This is a genomic window from Fontibacter flavus (assembly GCF_042432905.1).
Lineage (GTDB): Bacteria > Bacteroidota > Bacteroidia > Cytophagales > Cyclobacteriaceae > Fontibacter > Fontibacter flavus.
Window position 1 is genome coordinate 26,517 of sequence record NZ_JBHLWI010000004.1, and the last position, 17,945, is coordinate 44,461.

Here is a 17,945-nt window from a genome sequence, read left to right on the forward strand (position 1 = left end):
CACGAACTCAGGGTATAAAATGGTTGCCTCATTTCTTAAGAAAAAAAAATTTTTTCACAGGCAACTGTTTTGAGCGAGCGGTTCGTAATGGGTGTAAAATTAAAACAAAACCATACTATATCATGAAAAAAACCGTAGGATTAATTACTGCATTGATTTTATTTGTTCAGATTGCATCAGCTCAAGATGAGCAGCAAACATTATTTGGGGAAAAGATTTCTCTTTCGAGTTTGGGAGTCATGGTAGATCCGGGAGTCCAACTGACCAGACTTGCTGGCGAGGGAGCTGGATTTTTTAATTTTAGAGGAGGGATAGTTTTCAATGATAAACTGACTTTAGGGGGATTCTATGGTCAATCGATCAATGATGTGCGTCCATCATCATTTGATAATTCACTCCCTATTTCAGCCCATCTAGATTCCTATATGGCAGGTGGATTTGTGGAGTACACCATTTATTCCAACAAACTTGTACACTTTACTTTCCCGCTTTCAGTAGGCATGATGGAAGTGGAAATTGACAACGAAGGAAGAGACTTTGACTTTGATGAGACAAAGACCTTGTTTGTGGAGCCCAAGGCGATGCTAGAGATCAACCTGCACAAGTTTGCTCGATTAAATGCCGGTGTGGGATATAGGATTATGGGGAATACATTCGAAAATGCCCCAGGAGTGCCAGATGCTGGTAACGCATTGACTTTTCAGATTGGTTTGAAAATGGGCGTTTTCAGCTTCGGTCAGTTGAAGTAATATTTCTAAAGTTGTTTTTTTCCTTATTCAAATATGGAATAAAAACTTCATGAGCCGATTAATTCTTTTAATCGGCTCAAAACAATATTGTATTTGAGCCGATTAGGTAAAATTATTGGCTCATGACCTACAGCTGGCAATATTAAGATTGGCCGAATTTCAAATATGATTTGGAAGTCCTCCTTCTGATTGTGTACCCTCAGAAATGGAGAAAATGTTTGAAGCAGGACTTGAGGCCTTCCAAGTTGAATTGAGCGCCAAGAAATATATGTCCACCACCCAAGCTTCCAAAGCCAAAGCTACCAGAGACCTGCAATACCTCTTTGAGCAGGGTGTGCTGACCAAATCGGGGGCAAGGAGGTCGGTGCGGTATGCGTTTAATTTAAACTAAAACTCCTCTACCGTCCAACTGGCACAGTTTAAGGCTCCACCATGTTTGATGATGTCTTCTGAGCGGAGTGGAATAAAGTGATTGTTTTTTAGATATGTCGGGAAGAAATGGCCAAGCTGATCAAAAGCCTGTTCGTCTTCATCAATGCCCAAGGTCGGAATGAGGATGATGTCCTGAGTTTGTAAAAAATTAAGAAAAGCCCAATTGTTTCTATGTGGCTTTTTGACGGCATAATGAAGAAATTCGGTTTTCAGGCCATTCTTACGAAGAGTGTGACTCAGGTTGAGGTCATCTTTGTAGCAGTCGTTGATCAAAACCGTTTCTTCATCAATAAACCTTAAGACGCCGTCTATGTGACCATAAGGTTCCGATTTATCCCAAGGAACCAAGATCACTTTCTCGGCTCTAAAATCTTCATAAAGTTTGTCTATCAATTGTTTCTTGGAATACCAATGTTTGTTTTCCAAAACAATCTTTTCTGTCAGAATCACACATTTGCTGTTATTGACTACATTGCCACCATCGAGGATCAGGTCTGTTTTTCTGGTTTGTATGCCAAGGGCATCGCAGACCAAGCTGGTATAGGTCTTTGAGCCACGATCTTGCTTTGCTGTACTTAGTAGGTAATCCGGATCATATCTATATTCCAGAAAGTCGTCAATGCTGATTTGAATTGGCATATAATCCCTTGCCCAGATATCTCTGGTATGCGGTAGCAGATGAAATGGTATTTTCTGTGCATTCAAAATACCTGAAAGTGCTTCAAAAAATGGTTTAAACTCATCTCTTGAGGAGAGGAGGGAGGAAAAGTAGATGGTGTTTTTGGTCCATTCTGGGGTCATGGTTTTCCAAAATGTTTTTTGAATGCTTCTCTATAGCTATCAATTCTAAACTGATTTACAGGAGTTTTATGGTTTTTATACTTGAATTCATTTTCCATAAATATCTTATTCTTTTTAATGCCAACATTCGCTTGTCCCGATGGTGAAAATAAAATTATCCCTTTAATTTTTCTGTCAAAAATTCTCTCATCAATATCAAAAACTCTGTCCTTCTTATTCTGAACTTGAATTTTAAAAGTATCACAAAAGAGTTTTGCTGCATTGTTTTTCCCAAAGCCACTGGTGAAAAAGATGGTGTCAATTTTTGAGTTTTTGATTCCACTTTCAATTTGATTTTTGTTGACAGCGATGTCTTTTAGAAGTCGGTCTTGGGTTATTTTTTCATTCTCTCTTTCGCAAGTCCGAATCATATCTGAAATCCAAATATTTGAATTAGATAAAGTCGTTTGAATTTTTTCAAGAGAATTAAATTCTAATGCTGGAAAAGCTTGACCTAAAATGTTCCAAAGTGAGTTCTTATTTCCATAGAAAAAATCAATTTTAAAATCATCGGTCCTATGGGGATGAATGGTGCCAAGAATCAAAGCAGTATCTGAATCTTTAACTTGGTTCTTGTCAATATATTTGTGTGTGCTTGTAATCATAGAAAATCAATTTACTAAGTTTTCTTTACCATTCAATTCATAAGGCTGTATTAACACCTCAACAGGCAATCCTAAGAGCTCGTGAAGGTTTCTGATCATATCAATGGTCAAAGCCCGCTTACGGTTTAGTACAAGACTTACAGTGGTCTTACTGCCCATAGCTGGAATTAAGTCTTTATCCTTTAGCCCTTTCATTTCCATGGCTTCTTTGACGGCCGTGATAGGCTCAGGCAAAGCGATAGGATAATGCTCTTTTTCATACTTCTCTATCAGCGTCACCAATAGCTCTGCCTCCATACCTTCAGGACTATCTGGATTGGCATCAAATATTGAAGAGAGTCTATTTAAAGCATTTTCATATTCCTGCTTTGTGGTGATGATTTTATCCCATTTCATAGAGCTTAAATTATTGTAAAGCGATATTTACTCTTTCAAGAATCTTTTTAACAATTTCATCTGTTTCATTCGATAAAGATGGTCCTGAAACCCCATTAACATTTTCTAATTTTTCAATTTGATCATTGTTTTTAGGATATGGAAATCGACCTGCCCAAATAGCAAATTCTTGAAGGGAATTAATCAATGCTAATTCCTTTTGTTCAAAATTTAGATTATACTTTTTAATTATAGTTTTAAAATCATGTCCATTACCACCTTTCTTCCCATTTTTTAAATTCTTTAGGAAGTCATCAAATGTTTTAATTTTTCCAGATTCAATATTTGGTTTCTCATAATTAAGAGCTAAAGCCTTTAATAAAAGTTCTATTGTTATAGCATAATGTAATAAAGTTGATCGAAAAAAACCTAATTGTTTTAAGCGATTTTCTTCAATCAAATCAGACTGATTCGCTACTTCAAAGAAGATTCTTAAATTTTCTCCTGCTACCAACAAAGTGGATTTTGCATGATTTAAATAAACGTGTGGGTTAAGTGATACTCGTATCATTTTTTGCCCAAATAAATTTCAATTTACAAAAGACTAACTAAATGCAAATGTTTGTCTTTTAAACTACTAATATTTTTTAATCTAGATACCTTAGACTCATTAGCTAATTTCATTTCTAAAAGCAGTTAAAACCCTGCTAAATCAAAGTCACAACAAACTGTACTCTTAATATCTGTAAAAAATTGATGATTTGTAATTCGTTGGCTTTCATAAATTAGAAATATTCAAAAATTTAAAAAATTTTATTTCAGAACAAACCAAGTTAAAGTGAGAGTTTTTTAATATTTGATCATAAATAAATTTATGTTTACTCTCATTCATTATCATATAATTATTTATTCTTTCTCTTCCATTCATTTCAATTTCTAAAAGAATATCTGGTGCTATGCATATCAGAATACTTGAATCACTTTCTATAAACGGAAAATCCGAAAGGGGGAGTGAGTAATCTTTTGTGATATAAATATTCCATTCATTATTTATAAAATAAAATAATGAATTAAAAAGAAAATCTTTATCTTTTAACGCTTTTTCCATTTCTAAAAATAAATGAATCTTAGATACTTTCTTTGCATTAATCATCGAAGTAAATTTTGAAAAATAATACGGATTTCTGAGAATTTGTATGTATAAAAATAAAGAAATGTATGTTTTTTCTTCTAGGTTATTAATTTTTTTATACTTTATCAAGTTTAATAGGTATTTTTTAAATTCATTTTCGTAAACCGTGAATTTATCCTCGTAGTTGAAGAAATAGGAAAAGTTTTCATTAAACCCATCTTCAATATCAAAATCTAGTTCTACATTATTGAATACTTTATTCAATTCAATTAGATCTTCTTTGCTTTCAACTTCTGATAAGTTAGCATATTCTATATAAAAAACATTTTCGGCTTTTTTTTGGTAAATTTTTTTAGCTGCTACACCAAATGTATGTAAAAGCACTTTCCGAGGACTTTGATGGTTTATTGTGTTATTTCTAAGTTTCATCAAATAATCTAAATTCCAATTTGCTGACCAAAAGCAAGGGATATAATGATTTTTTTTAGATATATTTTTCATCACTCTTCACCCCCTTCCACAATCCTAATCTCCTCCTCAGTCAACCCATAAAGTTCATAAACCAACTGGTCAATTTGGTTTTCTAGAGGGGTAGTATCAGTATCAATACCAAAAGATTTTATTTCAAGAATTTGATTTACCAAATCTACTAGGAGTTTTTGTTTAGCATTTTCACATTTTTTAATCGGTAGTAATCTGCATTGACCAATCTTAGCTTTTGGAAAAACGTCGTCTCGTTCGGAAAATTTGTTCACAAAATAATATCCCATTAATTTTGAGTTTAATAAACCTAATACGAATTTAGTTTCATAATCAGAGTGGATTATAAAGATGTGAGCTGTATTCTTTACAGTAAAATCCTCCTCTGTAAAAGCAGCAATAAGCCTATTTTTACCGGGAATTTCTCGTATTATAATTCTTTCTCCCTCAAAATACTTTGGTTCTCTTGGAGCTGCAATCCATTCACCATATTTAAGGTATCCCCCTTTCCAATTCAAACAATAATTATTTACCTCGTTTCCCTGAATATGCTTTCTGTAATGCACATCAATTTTCTCATTTGAATTAAAGACTTTATTTATTCTATCTTCTTCAGATTGAGGAGGTTTCCCTTTTCCTGTTTCATATTCTTTTAGGCCACTTGAAGAATCCGAAATTTCATTAAGTGAAATGGAATCTTTTTCGATCTTACTAATAATCAACCTATTCTCTTTAGTTGTGAGAAAGTCAAAATAGTAATTTTCATTATTTAAAAATTCGATTTGATTTAACCTATTTGTTATAATGATATCTTGTTTTTGGATTTCAAGAACTAAGAGAATTGGCTCAAATCTACTTTCAATTGTTGCAGTTAAAACTACTGTATCTACAGTTGCCTCAGGAAAAACACCAATTGGTGTATTCACAATAGAATTAATTGATACGGTATCTAGTATATGTTTTCTTACTTTAGAATTATTAAGATTGTTAGAAATTGAATTTGGTATTATAAACGCAAACTCACCTTTGGATTTTAATAGCTCAAAAGATAGCTCGATAAATAGAATAAAAAGATCCGATTGATATTCAGAAACTTTGTACTTGATTAAATAAAATTGTTTTTCACTTTGATTTTTTATATCTCTAAAATTAATATAAGGCGGATTCCCAATCACCACGTCAAAACCCACAAAATCCCCTGTTTCATTTAAAACCTCCGGAAACTCAAACCTCCATTCAAAGGCATTTTCATAGATCTTGTTGTTTTTGATCTCTTCGATCTCGGTAGAGAGCTTTTCCAGCTCGGCTTCTATCTTTTCTACTTTCTTTTTTCGCTCCTTTTTCTCTTTGGCTGATACCTCGAATAGTCCAGTCTGCATGGTGAGGTTATAGAGTTCTCCACCAAGTTTTGCCTTCCTCTTGATCTTGGGATCATTGTTGGCAATCTCGGAACGGAAATCAGACTTGATCTCTGAGATCAGTCGCTCCATCTCCCGCTTCTCTTCCTTGCTTTGTGCATTTCGGTAAGTTGTCACCGCCATGCGATAGCTGTCGATGGAAAACTTACTTTTCTTCAGCGCCTCACTCAGATCTGCGTCTATAGCAAATCGGCTGACCAATGAATTCCCACATTTGATATTGATATCGATGTTTGGCAGGGTTTCCAGTGACCTCATTTCCCTCACCCCTAAATCCCCTCTCCCCAAGGGCGAGGGGACTTTCCTAGAGCTCAACGTGTGATGCTGGGAATCAACCCCCTCTCCTTCTGGGAGAGGGGGCCGGGGGGTGAGGGTATTTTCGGTGTTAATGGTCTTATAATAAGCATTCTTCAACAACTCAATCCATAACCTCAATCGGCAAATCTTCACCGAGTTGGGATTGATATCTACACCAAACAGACAATTTTCAATGATCGTCTGCTTTTCATGAAACAGGGTTTCTTGGATGCGTTGGCTCTCCTTGTTGTTGGGATTGTATTCAAAGAGCTGTCCTTCCTCGTCCGTGATCACCAATTCATCATTGACCACTTCCACTTGATACTCTTTCAGCCTTCTGCCTGTTCTATCTTGAAGGATTTTGAGGTCATTCTTGACCGCAATCATTTCATTCAGCGCAGATACCAAGAAGTGACCGGAACCTACAGCAGGGTCACAGATTTTGATGCTGTTGACGATATCGTTGGCTTCTTTATAGGAAAATCTTCCTCCAGGGCCGATTAGGTCATAGACATCATCAAGGTTTTCCACCCTCACCCCTAAATCCCCTCTCCCCGAGGGCGAGGGGACTTTTCCATAGCTCAACATTTGTTGCTGGGAATCCTCCCCCTCTCCTTTTGGGAGAGGGGGCTGGGGGGTGAGGGTGATATCCTCAGGAGAAGTGTGAGGGGTGAGGGTATCATCACCAACAGGGGACTGGAGAGTGAGGACCTTATCCAAGATCTCCTGTAAAACTCTTTCAGTTTCAAAGAGCACTTCTTCATTCGAAAAACGTAGTACGGTCAGACCTAGCTCGTTTAAGTCATAAGTTCTGCCTTCATCATACTCTTTTTGATCTAAACTTTCATGATACCCCCCATCTATCTCAACGGCCAATCTAAACTCTGCACAATAAAAGTCAAGAACATATTTATCATCAACTGGATGCTGCCTTCTAAATTTTAATCCATTCAATTTTCTGTTTCTAAGAATTTCCCATAGAAAAGACTCGGCTTGGGTAGCATCCTTCCTATTACTTCTAGCAAATTCCAAAATCTTTGGATCAACTTTCTTGCCTTGAAGCTCAATGTCCCTCACCCCTAAATCCCCTCTCCCCATGGGCGAGGGGACTTTTCCATAGCTCAACATTTGTTGCTGGGAATCCTCCCCCTCTCCTTTTGGGAGAGGGGGCCGGGGGGTGAGGGTGATATTAACCGCCTCTTTGAACTTCTGAACCACGGCTCTTCGGATCGTTTCCCGACACATGTACATGGTAATAAAGCCTGGGGTGAAGAATGAACCATCCTTATAACCATTGATTTTCTCGAAGATCAGACCAAGAACAGAAGCATTGATCAGGGTTTTGTTATCCTCTTGGATATCTTCCGAACCTTCGGAGCTGAAATCATAAGCATTCAAGAATTCAAATAGATACTCCAAGGTGGAGAGGTTCCCTGTTCTTTTTTTACCAAGTTCATTCTTTAGAACTGTAGAAGAAATGATGGGCACTGTCTTTTCATCCCTCAGATTGGAGATAAACAGCGTATCATGCTCCATATCCGTTGGCTCAAAGAGTGAGCTGTTCAGATAAGGCACATTACCAAAAACCTTGATTATCTCCTCGGACCTGTCTTCATATTTTCTGGCCAATACCTTAAAAAATAAACTGTTCAGGTCATCGTAATTTTTGATCTTATCCAGATTCAGGAAGGAATAGGATTTATCACCCTTATGGTAAGTGATCAGCTGCGCTTCCAGTAGTTTCAGGAAAAGGATTCTATTCACCCAAGTGATGCTCAGTTCAAGGGCGACATTGAACAGCCTTTCTTCATTGGTATTGCCATATTGACTTGGTCTTTCCAGTCGGCTGATCTTATCCAAGCTATCCAGTTCTACAATGGCATTTTCCAAAATAGAACCCGCATGCCTTTCTCCAGACTTATTTCTTCCGATCAGCTTTTTACCCCCTTCCTTGGTTTCACTCAATCCAATAATGTGCAAGAGTTCGCTGTAGAATCGCTTATCAAGGCTATTACTGTCATTGGTAAAAGGAAGCTTCAGCATATGCTCAGGTGAAAGCAACTTAAATAGCGCTATCAGCTTGACATCATCCTTTTTATCTGCATTGCGAAGCGATTTGTCGTATGTCCTAAGGTTAAAATAGGTAAATGCCAGTTCTCCTTCCAGTTTATCGATCTCACGAGCTGCTATTTCTTTATAGAAAAAGTCCGTAGTCGTACCAGACAAACTTCCTGCCTCAAAAGCCTTGAAATCTTTCACCAGATTCTTGTTTTGGGCAAAAGCCTTTTCAAATACCGATGCATCAAACACAAACCATTCATAGATGTTAGTTACCACTAGGTGCTTAATTTCTAAATTGTTTTGAGTGATGCGCTCCCTTAAAAAGTATAATACCAGTTCCTGAAAGGATTTGACGTTGAGGTTCACCCTCACCCCTAGCCCCTCTCCCCTAGGGAGAGGGGAACTTTCAGAGCTCAACGTTTGATGTTGGTTTTCCTCCCCCTCTCCATCAGGGAGAGGGGGACGGGGGGTGAGGGAGCTATCCTCAGGTGAAGGCTTGTGCGTGAGGGGATTTGTCTTAATGAAACTAATCATCTCGCCCCTATTTGTAGGCTTTTTGGTTTCAAGAATCACACCAACAGGGCTTTTCCCATCTTTCCCATTATGGATGACCAAATCATTTCTCCCCTTGGTATTGATAGAAAAATCAGGTTCGTAATAAGTTCTTTTGAGAAAGTCAGAGACAAGGTTTTTGTGAAACTCCTCTGATTCACTTTCATTGATGTGATCCAGTAATCGAGTCAAATTATCCTTGAATACCTCAATTTGGGTTCTTACAGGTTTAACTTTTAAAAATGCCTTATTTAATGCCTGCCTTGGTTTGAGGATTTTGTGATTCATTTTATTTGAGATCCAATTAAAAACTAGAAACAAGATGTCTGTTTTTAGTTGAAAATCCAAGTATAAAGGAAATGATGAACGACTTGCCGACATTTATTGTCGTAAAAAAATAAACTTTGGCTTCGTAGTAGCGGGAACAGAGACGAACTGTGTCCGCCGCGCTTGTGCGCTGTGGAGTAGCGGATATAAGCCCTCCAGAGAATTGATTAAAAACAAAAAAAAAGGATACCGTTTCCAGTATCCTTCGTAGTAGCGGGAACAGGACTCGAACCTGTGACCTTCGGGTTATGAGCCCGACGAGCTACCAACTGCTCCATCCCGCGATATATTTTTATTTTCTTAAAGAACCTTTCGTGACTCGAACCTGTGTCCGCCGCGGCGGATATGAGCCCGACGAGCTACCAACTGCTCCATCCCACGATATATCTTTAATCTAATGATTTTCTTTTTTTGATCAGCCTTTTGCTGAATTCGTGGTACAAAAGTAGAAGTTTTTTAAATACTATGCAAATTACTGCGAGAGATAATTTTACAAGCTTAAGCTGCCCTTAGCTTTATTCCCTGAGAATTAGCTCCTTATTGAAAATATTTTTTTATGCGATTAAACGGCTCAGATTGGCGCCATACGCTATTTTTTTTGAATTTATCCAAAGTTTATTTGGTTTGTTTTTCCCCCTAAGTATTACCTCTGAGAAAAATCAAGTAACTTTGCACAAAAAATTGTAGTCATGACCGAAAACACACACAAAGCAGGCTTTGTCAATATCATCGGAAAACCCAATGTTGGCAAATCCACGCTCATGAATGTGCTCATCGGTGAAAGACTTTCGATCATCTCCTCCAAGGCACAGACCACACGTCACCGTATCATGGGGATCATCAATGATGACGATTACCAAATCGTCTTCTCCGATACCCCGGGAATGTTGAAGCCTAAATATGAGCTGCACAAAAACATGATGAGTTTTGTGCACATGTCGCTGGAGGATGCAGATGTGATCCTTTTCGTAACCGATCTATTTGAAACCGACGCGGAAATAGAAGACGTAATTGAAAAGATCAACCACTCAGGTGTCCCTGTACTCTTAGTCATCAACAAAATTGACCTGTCCAAGGAGAATCAATTGGAAGAAGTGACGGCTTATTGGACACAGCGCATCAAAGCTGATGCGGTGATCCCAATCTCTGCAACCGAAAGTTTCAACACCCAGCGCATTCTCCAGGAAATCCTGGACAGACTTCCCCAACATCCTCCGTTTTATGATAAAGAGGAGCTTACCGATAGGCCTGAGCGGTTCTTCGCTTCAGAAATTGTCCGGGAAAAAATCTTCCTCAATTACAAAAAAGAAATCCCTTACAGTACGGAGGTTTCCATTGAGGATTTTTATGAAGAGGAAAATATCATTCGGATCCGTGCAGTCATCTATGTCGAACGTAATAGCCAAAAAGGGATCATCATCGGAGAAGGTGGTAAAGCCCTTAAGCGCGTAGGCATTCAGGCAAGGGAAGAGATGGAAAAATTCTTCGGTAAGAAAATCTTCCTGGAAACTTTCGTGAAAGTGGCAGATGATTGGAGAAAAGATAAAAACAAGTTGAAAAAATTTGGTTACGACCAATAAGAAAGTGTACAATGGCAAATATAGTAGCAATAGTAGGTAGGCCCAATGTGGGGAAATCTACCTTTTTCAATAGATTGATAGAAGAGCGCAAAGCGATTGAAGACAACGTCTCCGGGGTGACCCGTGACCGTCATTATGGCCATGCGCAGTGGGGCGGTAAATACTTCTCCGTAGTGGATACGGGTGGTTATGTGACCGGTTCAGATGATGTGTTTGAGGCAGAAATCCGTAAGCAGGTCAAATTGGCCATAGATGAAGCAAATGTCATCCTGTTTGTAGTCGATTGTATCGATGGTTTGACAGATTTGGATAAGGAATTTGCCAATGAGCTCCGGGGCACCAAAAAACCTATTTACATTGTGGCCAATAAAGCTGACAGTGCAGAGAAAGCATTGGCTGCAGCTGAATTTTATGGATTGGGGCTGGGCGATAACGACGTGTTTCCCGTGGCAGCTGTCAGCGGTAGTGGTACCGGTGATTTGTTGGATGAAGTGATCAAGAATTTCCCTGATGAAGGAGTAGAAGATCCGGAGTCCGGCATTCCAAAAATTGCCATCCTCGGAAGACCCAATGTTGGTAAATCATCTTTCCTGAATGCTCTTTTGGGTACGGAAAGGTCTATTGTGACAGATGAGGCAGGTACCACCAGGGATGCCATCCATACACGTTACAAACTCTATGGTAAGGATTTCATCATTACAGATACAGCAGGTATCCGTAAAAAAGCCAAAGTAAAGGAAGACATAGAATTCTATTCTGTCATGAGGTCCTTGAGGACTTTGGAAGAATCCGATGTGCTGATTATCATGGTAGATGCCACTAGAGGTTTGGAGGCCCAAGATGTCAATTTGATCTCCTTGGGTATCAAAAACAATAAGGGCATCATGATCATGGTCAATAAATGGGACTTGATCGAGAAGGATCATAAGACCATGGATACCATCAAAAAGGATATGATGGAGCGATTGGGGGAAAACAGGTGGATCCCGATTATTTTCACTTCTGTGGAAAGCAAACAGAGAATTTTCCAGGCGATCGAACTTGCGGTAAAAGTTTATGAGAATAAAACCAAGAAGGTAGCAACGTCAAAACTGAACGAAATCATCCTTCCTGAAATTGAAAAATATCCTCCGCCGGCATACAAAGGAAAGTATGTCAAGATCAAATATATCACCCAATTACCGACCAAAAACCCGGTATTTGCTTTCTTTTGTAACTTGCCACAATATATCAAAGATCCCTATACAAGGTACCTGGAGAATAGGATAAGGGAAAACTTTGATTTTGAGGGAGTTCCTATTAAGATAACTTATAAGAAAAAATAAAAATATTTGATCAAGACGCTTGACAATTACATGAATGGAAGTATCTTTGCACGCTTAATTTAAGAAACAAAACCAAACACATGAAAAAGGTATTTGCATTATTCGCTGTTGCAGGAATGTTGTTCACTGCTTCTTGCGGAAACAAAGAAGTGTCTGAAGAGGCTACTGAAGAAATCGAAGTAGTAATCGAAGAGACTGAAGAAGTGATCGAAGATTCTGTTGAAGAAGCAGAAGAAGTGATCGAAGAAGCAACTGAAGAAGTTGTAGAAGGTTAATTTTCACTTCGAAAAAAAATTGAGGCTGTCCAGGTTTTGGTCAGCCTCTTTTTTTTGTCTTATATTTCGGGTGATGAACCAACAGGAGCAATTTTTGGAAGCATTCAAAAAATATCTACCATCAGGGGCGGTAGAGTATTGCTATTCTTTGTGGCAGGAAAAACCCTTTAACTTTTATATTACCAAGGGCCGGCTGACCAAATTGGGTGATTTTCGGTATAGAAAAGACCGAAAGCTTCAGACCATTTCCATTAATCATGACCTCAATCCCTATCAGTTTCTTATCACCTTTGTACATGAAGTAGCGCACTACAGGGCTTTTGAAAACCACGGTTTCAATATCAAGCCTCATGGTGCAGAATGGAAAATGACTTTCCGAAAACTGATGATTCCTTTACTGAATGATAAAGTTTTTCCAAAAGAAATTCAGATTGCTTTAAGCAGGCATCTGAAAAATCCGAAAGCCAGTACAGGGGCGGATTTGTTCTTGAGCAAGACCGTAAAGGCTTTTGACAGTAAAACCCAAACAGGAAAGGTTTTCCTTGCTGATCTGCCAAAGGGAGAGATTTTTGAATTACAGGGCAGGAAATTCCAAAAGGACCATACCAAGAGGACACGTGTCCTTTGCGAAGAAGTCCAGACTGGGAAAAAGTACCTCATCTCAGCCCATGCGGAAGTCAAGAAATTGGATTAAGAAAGCTGATCTTTCTCTTCCCCAATTTGATTGGTTTCCTGAGAAAAATCTTTTGGCTGTGGCAGGTCACTGAGCTGGTTGATTCCAAAGTATTCCATAAACTTATCACTCGTACCATATAGTATAGGTTTGCCGACGCTGTCAGATTTACCTTTGATGGCAATGAGTTCCTTTTCCAATAATTTTTGGATGGAATAGTCACAGCTAACCCCTCTGATATGCTCGATTTCAGTTTTGGTTACCGGCTGTTTGTAGGCGATAATGGAAAGGGTTTCCAATTGGGCAGTAGACAGCCGCTTTTGGGATTGCTGTTTGAGTAAAATAGAAATACTGCTTTGATAGGCAGGTTTGGTCAGAAACTGGTATCCACCTCCCAAATGTTCTAAGGCAAAGGAAAAATCATCATGGCTGTATTTTTCCTGCAAGGTGTTGATTGCTTCAAGGATGTGCTCCTTGGGAACTTCTGTTTCAAACATCTCCGTCAGGCATTTTTGGATTTCTTCCAATCCCAACGGAGATGGTGAACAGAAAATCAGTGCTTCTATATGTTTATGTAAAAACTCCAATTTACTTCTTAGCAAGTTTGGCTTCGATTGAATGCATGGTATGTGGAACGGCCTTTAATCTTTCTTTCGCGATCAATTTTCCTGTATCCACGCAGACACCATAAGTGCCGTTTTTGATTCTGATCAATGCATTTTCAAGGTTGATAATGAATTTTTGTTGTCTTGCAGCCAGCTGGCTAAGGCTTTCTCTTTCCAGGGTGTCTGCACCGTCTTCCAGGAGTTTTGAGGTGGAGGCAGTAAAATCTGTGCCACTGTCATTCTTTTTGCTCAATGTCTGCTTCAATGATGTAAGTTCCTCTTTGGCAACGGCTAATTTCTGCAGGATGATTTCCTCAAATTCCTTCAGCTCTTCTGGAGAATAGGCTGTTTTTTCTTCTTGGCTCATAGCGTTTACTTTATATATAATGGTTCTCCGATCCAACAGGCTAGTTGAAAAGTTCCCTAAAATACGCTTAGCTTTTTAAAATCAAAAATAAAAAAACCGTCACTGGGACGGTTTATGATTTCAGGTCAGATTCTGAAGTCTCTTGGCCAGGACTTTTTCGTCCATAATCAGCTTGTATTTCACACTGAGATACCTTTGTATCACTTTTAAGTTCTTGCCTTTTTCGACAAAATAAGTTTTGAGAGTCTGGGTGATAAGATCTGGTTTCATAATGGGTTCATAAGTTTGATGATGACTTTATTAAGATATTAATTTTCTGGCATTTAAAGAAGAAAAATTTAAAAAACCGTACCTACAACCGCAGTTTTTTTGATTTGACGGACATTTCCCTGTAGGTCAAAAATCTCTACCCAAATGATATAATACCCAGGACGGACTTTTCTGCCTTGACTGTCCGTACCGTCCCAAAGATAAAATCCCTCCATTCCCCAAATGGCATTTTGACAGATTTCCCTGATCATGGATCCGTTGACGCCATAGATTCTGACGGTTGCATTTTTCCCAGGTTGTTCCATTTTGTAGCTGATGGTAATAAAAGCTGGTTGGCCTGGAACATCCGGCATAAATACTTTGGGCTGAATCTCAATGCCCAACGCTTCCTGACCATCGAAAACCTGTGAGTTTCTATATCCGGGCGTTGCAAAACCTGCCGAGGAAGAAGCGGACTGCCAATTGCTTGGGTCATTGACCTCAAAATCAACCGAAAGCCGCTCCAGGGAGACTCCTCTTGTATCTCTCAGTAAAGGGTGGTGCATGCGGTCGGAATAACTGAATATTTCCGCCAATTCTTCCTCAGGATCGAGTAATACCACATTTCCGGAGGAAATGGGATAACTGGGTAAAGAACTGTAGGCTATAAAACGGTCTTCCTTGGATTTCGGGTACTCCTCTTTGAGTCTGCCCGCGTCTGTCGTGAAGACCAGAAATGAAAAAGGCTCCAGGATAAAGTCCTCATGAAATAAAATCCTTCTGTTGGCGATCTCTCCAGTACTATTCAGGTTTGCCAATTTCCAGTCTTTCAAGTTGATAAATTTATTGCTACGGTTGTAGATTTCGACAAACTTAGGGGAATTGGTCCTGGCGTTGAAAAGCACCTCATTAAGGACAATATCTTTAGCTTCAGGCTTTGAGGGAACCACCATCCAGACCTCTTCATTTGGGTCCAGCAGGTTTCCGGTACAGTCCCTCAGATTGCTGATCCGGATGGTATATCTGACACCTTCTTTTAGTTCTTCATCAAATTCAATCAGTATTTCAGTCGGGTTTTCGCCAGCCAAAATTCTTAGTGGATTTAAAGAGGGTGAAGTTTCCCATGTGGTGACTGCAAGATTATTGCTCAGCACTTTTGAAAAGGTCAATAAGACCGTTTTGTTGCCAAGCCATGCAGATCGGATGAATCGGGGAGGGCTAAGGTCGGGGCTGGTTTCATAGACCGAATTCACCCGTCCAGGGGTTCCTCTTTTTGGATCTATAGATGCTGCTAGGTTTGAACTAAGGTGACAGGCCAGATAAGGGTTGGCAATTTCCAGGCTATAACCTCCCTGGGCAAAGGAGCTTCCACCATAATTGGCGGTGGTATAGCCAAGGCTATCCAGCAAATTTCCCGACTCATCCATGATTTTGACATGGTCTGCGGAGTTCAATAATGTCGGCCAATTGGTCAAACCCAGCACATCCCCAAACTGGCCAAACTCGCTCATTCTTGCTCTGGGTACCAAGATTACATGTGACTTTGGCCCCAAGACGGCTGAAGGTATGGTAGTGACCCTTCTGGAATTGGCAAGCTGCATGCCGCCAAGATAAATAGGCCTTTCCCCTGTATTGTATAGCTCCACATATTCTACATTTGGCAGGCTGTTTCCAGCCCTTGGAGCTGCCATTACTTCATTGATGACCACTTCCTTGAACGCAACCCTTTCAGGTGGGGCAAATTCAAAATCAAAACGCCGATTAGTATTTTGGTTTCCCGATAAGTCTACCATTTTCTCGATCAACAGCGTGTAGGTACGCCCTGACTCAAAAGTAAAAGCCCAACTGAGCAGCACCTGACTGTTGTTTTGCTGAAGAATGACTTCGACGGGATGCTGTTCATCCAAGGAGTAAATGGAAGACAAGAGGGCATAAACAGGATCCAATGGTTCAGAAAAGGAAACCAGGGTTTTTTGGTTGTCAACAGGTGAAATATTTACAATCTCCGGAGGTGTTCTGTCCCAGACAAACTCTCTTTTTGAGGCGTGCAAGGGCAATCCTCTTTCACTCCATCTCAAGGGGATTTCCAGGGTGTAGACTGGCCCTTCTTCAAAAAGTTGACTGCTTCTAAGTTGTATTTGTTTGGGCTCGGGAACAAATGCTTCAAAGGCAAAGGCGTCATTTTCCTCTATCTTGAATAAAAGAGCATCTGCTGAACTGGAGCGGATTTCAACCTCATGGTAAATGCTGATAAGATCCTGTTCCATCAGAAAAACATTTTCTATAAAGTCACGGTACCGTACCTCTTTGCTAGATGAGGATACTTCTCCAGTTTGGTTGTTTTGAATGTTTAGCGCTGATATGGATAGGGTAGAATTTAAAATTAAATCTTCTGTGAACAGTAATTCGACCTGATACCCGTTTTCTTTTATTTCAATATCACTTGGTAATCTCCCATTGACCTGAAAGTTTGAAGTCTGCGCAACGGAAGATTCAAGGAAAAACCGGTTGAAACTTACCAGCATTGTTTTCGGGGAAGTGACTAAAATTTCACCGAGAAGGATGCCATCGATTTCTATTTCCAGCTCAATTTCAGGAGTAATATTCCCTTCTTTATCCTGTAGCCCAAGCAGAAGGATTTCGACAATTCTGGTGTCAAAAAATTGTTCTGCATAAATCTGAAGGGTTGAATCTGTAGGAAAGACCAAGTCAATTCCTGAATATCCTGATATCTTGACCTGGCTTGGGTTGGGTGCATTGATTTCCCTGTCGAATTGTAATTCAATGGCATAAGGATTTAGCAGATAGGCTGATTTAACCTGAATAGGGTCTATGAGCTCATTGCCATTATAAACCCCAAAGTCATCCATAAAGAACCTCGCCGCTGAGCCTGTTCCGGGACCAAATAATACCTCAATTTTGATCAGCACTTTTTCCATTTCCCAAAATTGTTCAGGAAGCTCAAACTCATACAAGCGATAGGGGGTATTCTGATTGGGAAAGCTGTGGTTGTCTCCCACCTGAAAAACAAACTCATTTCCTGTTTCATTTTCAATGGTAAGATTGACCAGCACAGGCCTGTTTCCTGAGCCATTCTGTCTTGTTTTGGCAAAAAACGCAATTTTGGGAGCGTCTAATCCAATGGTTGAAATTCGGGAGTAAATGGCCCCATTGAATGAGCTGATCGCCTGGACCCCCAATGCCCTGGAACCAAACCGGCCTTCGCCGGAGGCTTGGAAGACCCGGGCAGCGGTAGAGCGGACTTCATTGGCAGACCAGTCCGGTAAAAATTCTTCAGGATGGTTGACGATCATAAAATTGCTTTCAAAATCCTGAACCTGAGCAAAAGACATGTTTCGGTTAAAAAAACAACCTAGTAAGGAAAAAGCAATACAAATCCTTACCAAAAACATAGGAATCATCACTGAAAATTAAAAAACCTGCTGTATAGAATCGAATTTTATCCGTTTAAGCTTATTTTTTTTCATTCTTATCAAAAAAAGGGCGTTCTATTTGAAAATAAAGTAATTAAATGAATTGATTATATCTTTTTTGAGATTTCTTGGTTTACATTTGCAACACAGTTTAAAAACCTAATTAAAA

Annotated in this window: 16 protein-coding genes and 1 tRNA gene; 6 read left to right on the forward strand and 11 right to left on the reverse strand. The window is 39.3% G+C overall.

Features of this window, described 5'->3' with window-relative positions; translation table 11 throughout:
• Positions 1-122 precede the first annotated feature (122 nt).
• Together ACFFIP_RS01920 and ACFFIP_RS01925 are read left to right on the forward strand one after the other, a co-directional pair.
• A complete protein-coding gene (locus ACFFIP_RS01920; protein WP_382385872.1) occupies positions 123-749 on the forward strand; it encodes a hypothetical protein in 627 nt (208 codons plus the stop codon).
• 205 nt (positions 750-954) lie between these two features.
• Complete coding sequence (locus tag ACFFIP_RS01925) at positions 955-1,140, forward strand: hypothetical protein (RefSeq protein ID WP_382385873.1); 186 nt, start codon at positions 955-957, stop codon at positions 1,138-1,140.
• On the opposite strand, the gene ACFFIP_RS01930 is transcribed toward ACFFIP_RS01925, so the two are convergent.
• The 7 genes from ACFFIP_RS01930 to ACFFIP_RS01960 all read right to left on the reverse strand — a co-directional run bounded on the left by ACFFIP_RS01930 (position 1,137) and on the right by ACFFIP_RS01960 (position 9,552).
• Positions 1,137-1,982: an agmatine deiminase family protein gene (locus tag ACFFIP_RS01930; protein ID WP_382385874.1), complete on the reverse strand. Its 846-nt coding sequence runs from the start codon at positions 1,980-1,982 to the stop codon at positions 1,137-1,139. The two genes, ACFFIP_RS01925 and ACFFIP_RS01930, sit on opposite strands and share 4 nt — an antisense overlap.
• On the reverse strand, positions 1,979-2,626 hold the full coding sequence (locus ACFFIP_RS01935; protein ID WP_382385875.1) for a hypothetical protein: 648 nt from the start codon (positions 2,624-2,626) through the stop codon (positions 1,979-1,981). Before ACFFIP_RS01935 ends, ACFFIP_RS01930 begins: the two co-directional genes overlap by 4 nt.
• A gap of 6 nt (positions 2,627-2,632) precedes the next feature.
• Positions 2,633-3,022, reverse strand: a complete 390-nt coding sequence (locus ACFFIP_RS01940) for a helix-turn-helix domain-containing protein (RefSeq protein WP_382385876.1) — start codon at positions 3,020-3,022, stop codon at positions 2,633-2,635.
• A gap of 10 nt (positions 3,023-3,032) precedes the next feature.
• Positions 3,033-3,572: a hypothetical protein gene (locus tag ACFFIP_RS01945; protein ID WP_382385877.1), complete on the reverse strand. Its 540-nt coding sequence runs from the start codon at positions 3,570-3,572 to the stop codon at positions 3,033-3,035.
• Between the two features lie 207 nt (positions 3,573-3,779).
• On the reverse strand, positions 3,780-4,634 hold the full coding sequence (locus ACFFIP_RS01950) for a hypothetical protein (protein WP_382385878.1): 855 nt from the start codon (positions 4,632-4,634) through the stop codon (positions 3,780-3,782).
• Complete coding sequence (locus tag ACFFIP_RS01955) at positions 4,634-9,229, reverse strand: type IIG restriction enzyme/methyltransferase (RefSeq protein WP_382385879.1); 4,596 nt, start codon at positions 9,227-9,229, stop codon at positions 4,634-4,636. Before ACFFIP_RS01955 ends, ACFFIP_RS01950 begins: the two co-directional genes overlap by 1 nt.
• Before the next feature lie 250 nt (positions 9,230-9,479).
• Positions 9,480-9,552, reverse strand: a tRNA-Met gene (locus tag ACFFIP_RS01960).
• A 405-nt stretch (positions 9,553-9,957) separates the two neighbouring features.
• Between ACFFIP_RS01960 and era the strand changes: the two genes are divergently transcribed.
• The 4 genes from era to ACFFIP_RS01980 all read left to right on the forward strand — a co-directional run bounded on the left by era (position 9,958) and on the right by ACFFIP_RS01980 (position 13,142).
• Complete coding sequence (gene era, locus ACFFIP_RS01965) at positions 9,958-10,848, forward strand: GTPase Era (protein WP_382385880.1); 891 nt, start codon at positions 9,958-9,960, stop codon at positions 10,846-10,848.
• A gap of 11 nt (positions 10,849-10,859) precedes the next feature.
• On the forward strand, positions 10,860-12,173 hold the full coding sequence (der, locus tag ACFFIP_RS01970) for a ribosome biogenesis GTPase Der (protein WP_382385881.1): 1,314 nt from the start codon (positions 10,860-10,862) through the stop codon (positions 12,171-12,173).
• An 80-nt stretch (positions 12,174-12,253) separates the two neighbouring features.
• Positions 12,254-12,448, forward strand: coding sequence for a hypothetical protein (locus ACFFIP_RS01975; protein ID WP_382385882.1), 195 nt, complete (start codon positions 12,254-12,256; stop codon positions 12,446-12,448).
• A gap of 73 nt (positions 12,449-12,521) precedes the next feature.
• A complete protein-coding gene (locus ACFFIP_RS01980; protein ID WP_382385883.1) occupies positions 12,522-13,142 on the forward strand; it encodes a SprT-like domain-containing protein in 621 nt (206 codons plus the stop codon).
• Here ACFFIP_RS01980 and scpB read toward each other — a convergent pair.
• The 4 genes from scpB to ACFFIP_RS02000 all read right to left on the reverse strand — a co-directional run bounded on the left by scpB (position 13,139) and on the right by ACFFIP_RS02000 (position 17,695).
• On the reverse strand, positions 13,139-13,708 hold the full coding sequence (gene scpB / locus ACFFIP_RS01985) for an SMC-Scp complex subunit ScpB (RefSeq protein WP_382386040.1): 570 nt from the start codon (positions 13,706-13,708) through the stop codon (positions 13,139-13,141). The genes ACFFIP_RS01980 and scpB overlap by 4 nt on opposite strands.
• A gap of 1 nt (position 13,709) precedes the next feature.
• Entirely contained in the window at positions 13,710-14,093 is a 384-nt protein-coding gene (locus tag ACFFIP_RS01990) for a TraR/DksA family transcriptional regulator (RefSeq protein WP_382385884.1), read from the reverse strand.
• 120 nt (positions 14,094-14,213) lie between these two features.
• A complete protein-coding gene (locus tag ACFFIP_RS01995; RefSeq protein ID WP_382385885.1) occupies positions 14,214-14,363 on the reverse strand; it encodes a hypothetical protein in 150 nt (49 codons plus the stop codon).
• Between the two features lie 68 nt (positions 14,364-14,431).
• A complete protein-coding gene (locus ACFFIP_RS02000; protein WP_382385886.1) occupies positions 14,432-17,695 on the reverse strand; it encodes a lamin tail domain-containing protein in 3,264 nt (1,087 codons plus the stop codon).
• Between the last annotated feature and the right edge of the window lie 250 nt (positions 17,696-17,945).

What these genes read in the sequence shown, in the direction of transcription:
- ACFFIP_RS01920 (WP_382385872.1), top strand. Translation starts at nt 123, where the DNA reads ATGAAAAAAACCGTAGGATTAATTACTGCATTGATTTTATTTGTTCAG.
- ACFFIP_RS01925 (WP_382385873.1), top strand. Translation starts at nt 955, where the DNA reads ATGGAGAAAATGTTTGAAGCAGGACTTGAGGCCTTCCAAGTTGAATTG.
- ACFFIP_RS01930 (WP_382385874.1), bottom strand. Translation starts at nt 1,982, where the DNA reads ATGACCCCAGAATGGACCAAAAACACCATCTACTTTTCCTCCCTCCTC.
- ACFFIP_RS01935 (WP_382385875.1), bottom strand. Translation starts at nt 2,626, where the DNA reads ATGATTACAAGCACACACAAATATATTGACAAGAACCAAGTTAAAGAT.
- ACFFIP_RS01940 (WP_382385876.1), bottom strand. Translation starts at nt 3,022, where the DNA reads ATGAAATGGGATAAAATCATCACCACAAAGCAGGAATATGAAAATGCT.
- ACFFIP_RS01945 (WP_382385877.1), bottom strand. Translation starts at nt 3,572, where the DNA reads ATGATACGAGTATCACTTAACCCACACGTTTATTTAAATCATGCAAAA.
- ACFFIP_RS01950 (WP_382385878.1), bottom strand. Translation starts at nt 4,634, where the DNA reads ATGAAAAATATATCTAAAAAAAATCATTATATCCCTTGCTTTTGGTCA.
- ACFFIP_RS01955 (WP_382385879.1), bottom strand. Translation starts at nt 9,229, where the DNA reads ATGAATCACAAAATCCTCAAACCAAGGCAGGCATTAAATAAGGCATTT.
- era (WP_382385880.1), top strand. Translation starts at nt 9,958, where the DNA reads ATGACCGAAAACACACACAAAGCAGGCTTTGTCAATATCATCGGAAAA.
- der (WP_382385881.1), top strand. Translation starts at nt 10,860, where the DNA reads ATGGCAAATATAGTAGCAATAGTAGGTAGGCCCAATGTGGGGAAATCT.
- ACFFIP_RS01975 (WP_382385882.1), top strand. Translation starts at nt 12,254, where the DNA reads ATGAAAAAGGTATTTGCATTATTCGCTGTTGCAGGAATGTTGTTCACT.
- ACFFIP_RS01980 (WP_382385883.1), top strand. Translation starts at nt 12,522, where the DNA reads ATGAACCAACAGGAGCAATTTTTGGAAGCATTCAAAAAATATCTACCA.
- ACFFIP_RS01990 (WP_382385884.1), bottom strand. Translation starts at nt 14,093, where the DNA reads ATGAGCCAAGAAGAAAAAACAGCCTATTCTCCAGAAGAGCTGAAGGAA.
- ACFFIP_RS01995 (WP_382385885.1), bottom strand. Translation starts at nt 14,363, where the DNA reads ATGAAACCAGATCTTATCACCCAGACTCTCAAAACTTATTTTGTCGAA.
- ACFFIP_RS02000 (WP_382385886.1), bottom strand. Translation starts at nt 17,695, where the DNA reads ATGTCTTTTGCTCAGGTTCAGGATTTTGAAAGCAATTTTATGATCGTC.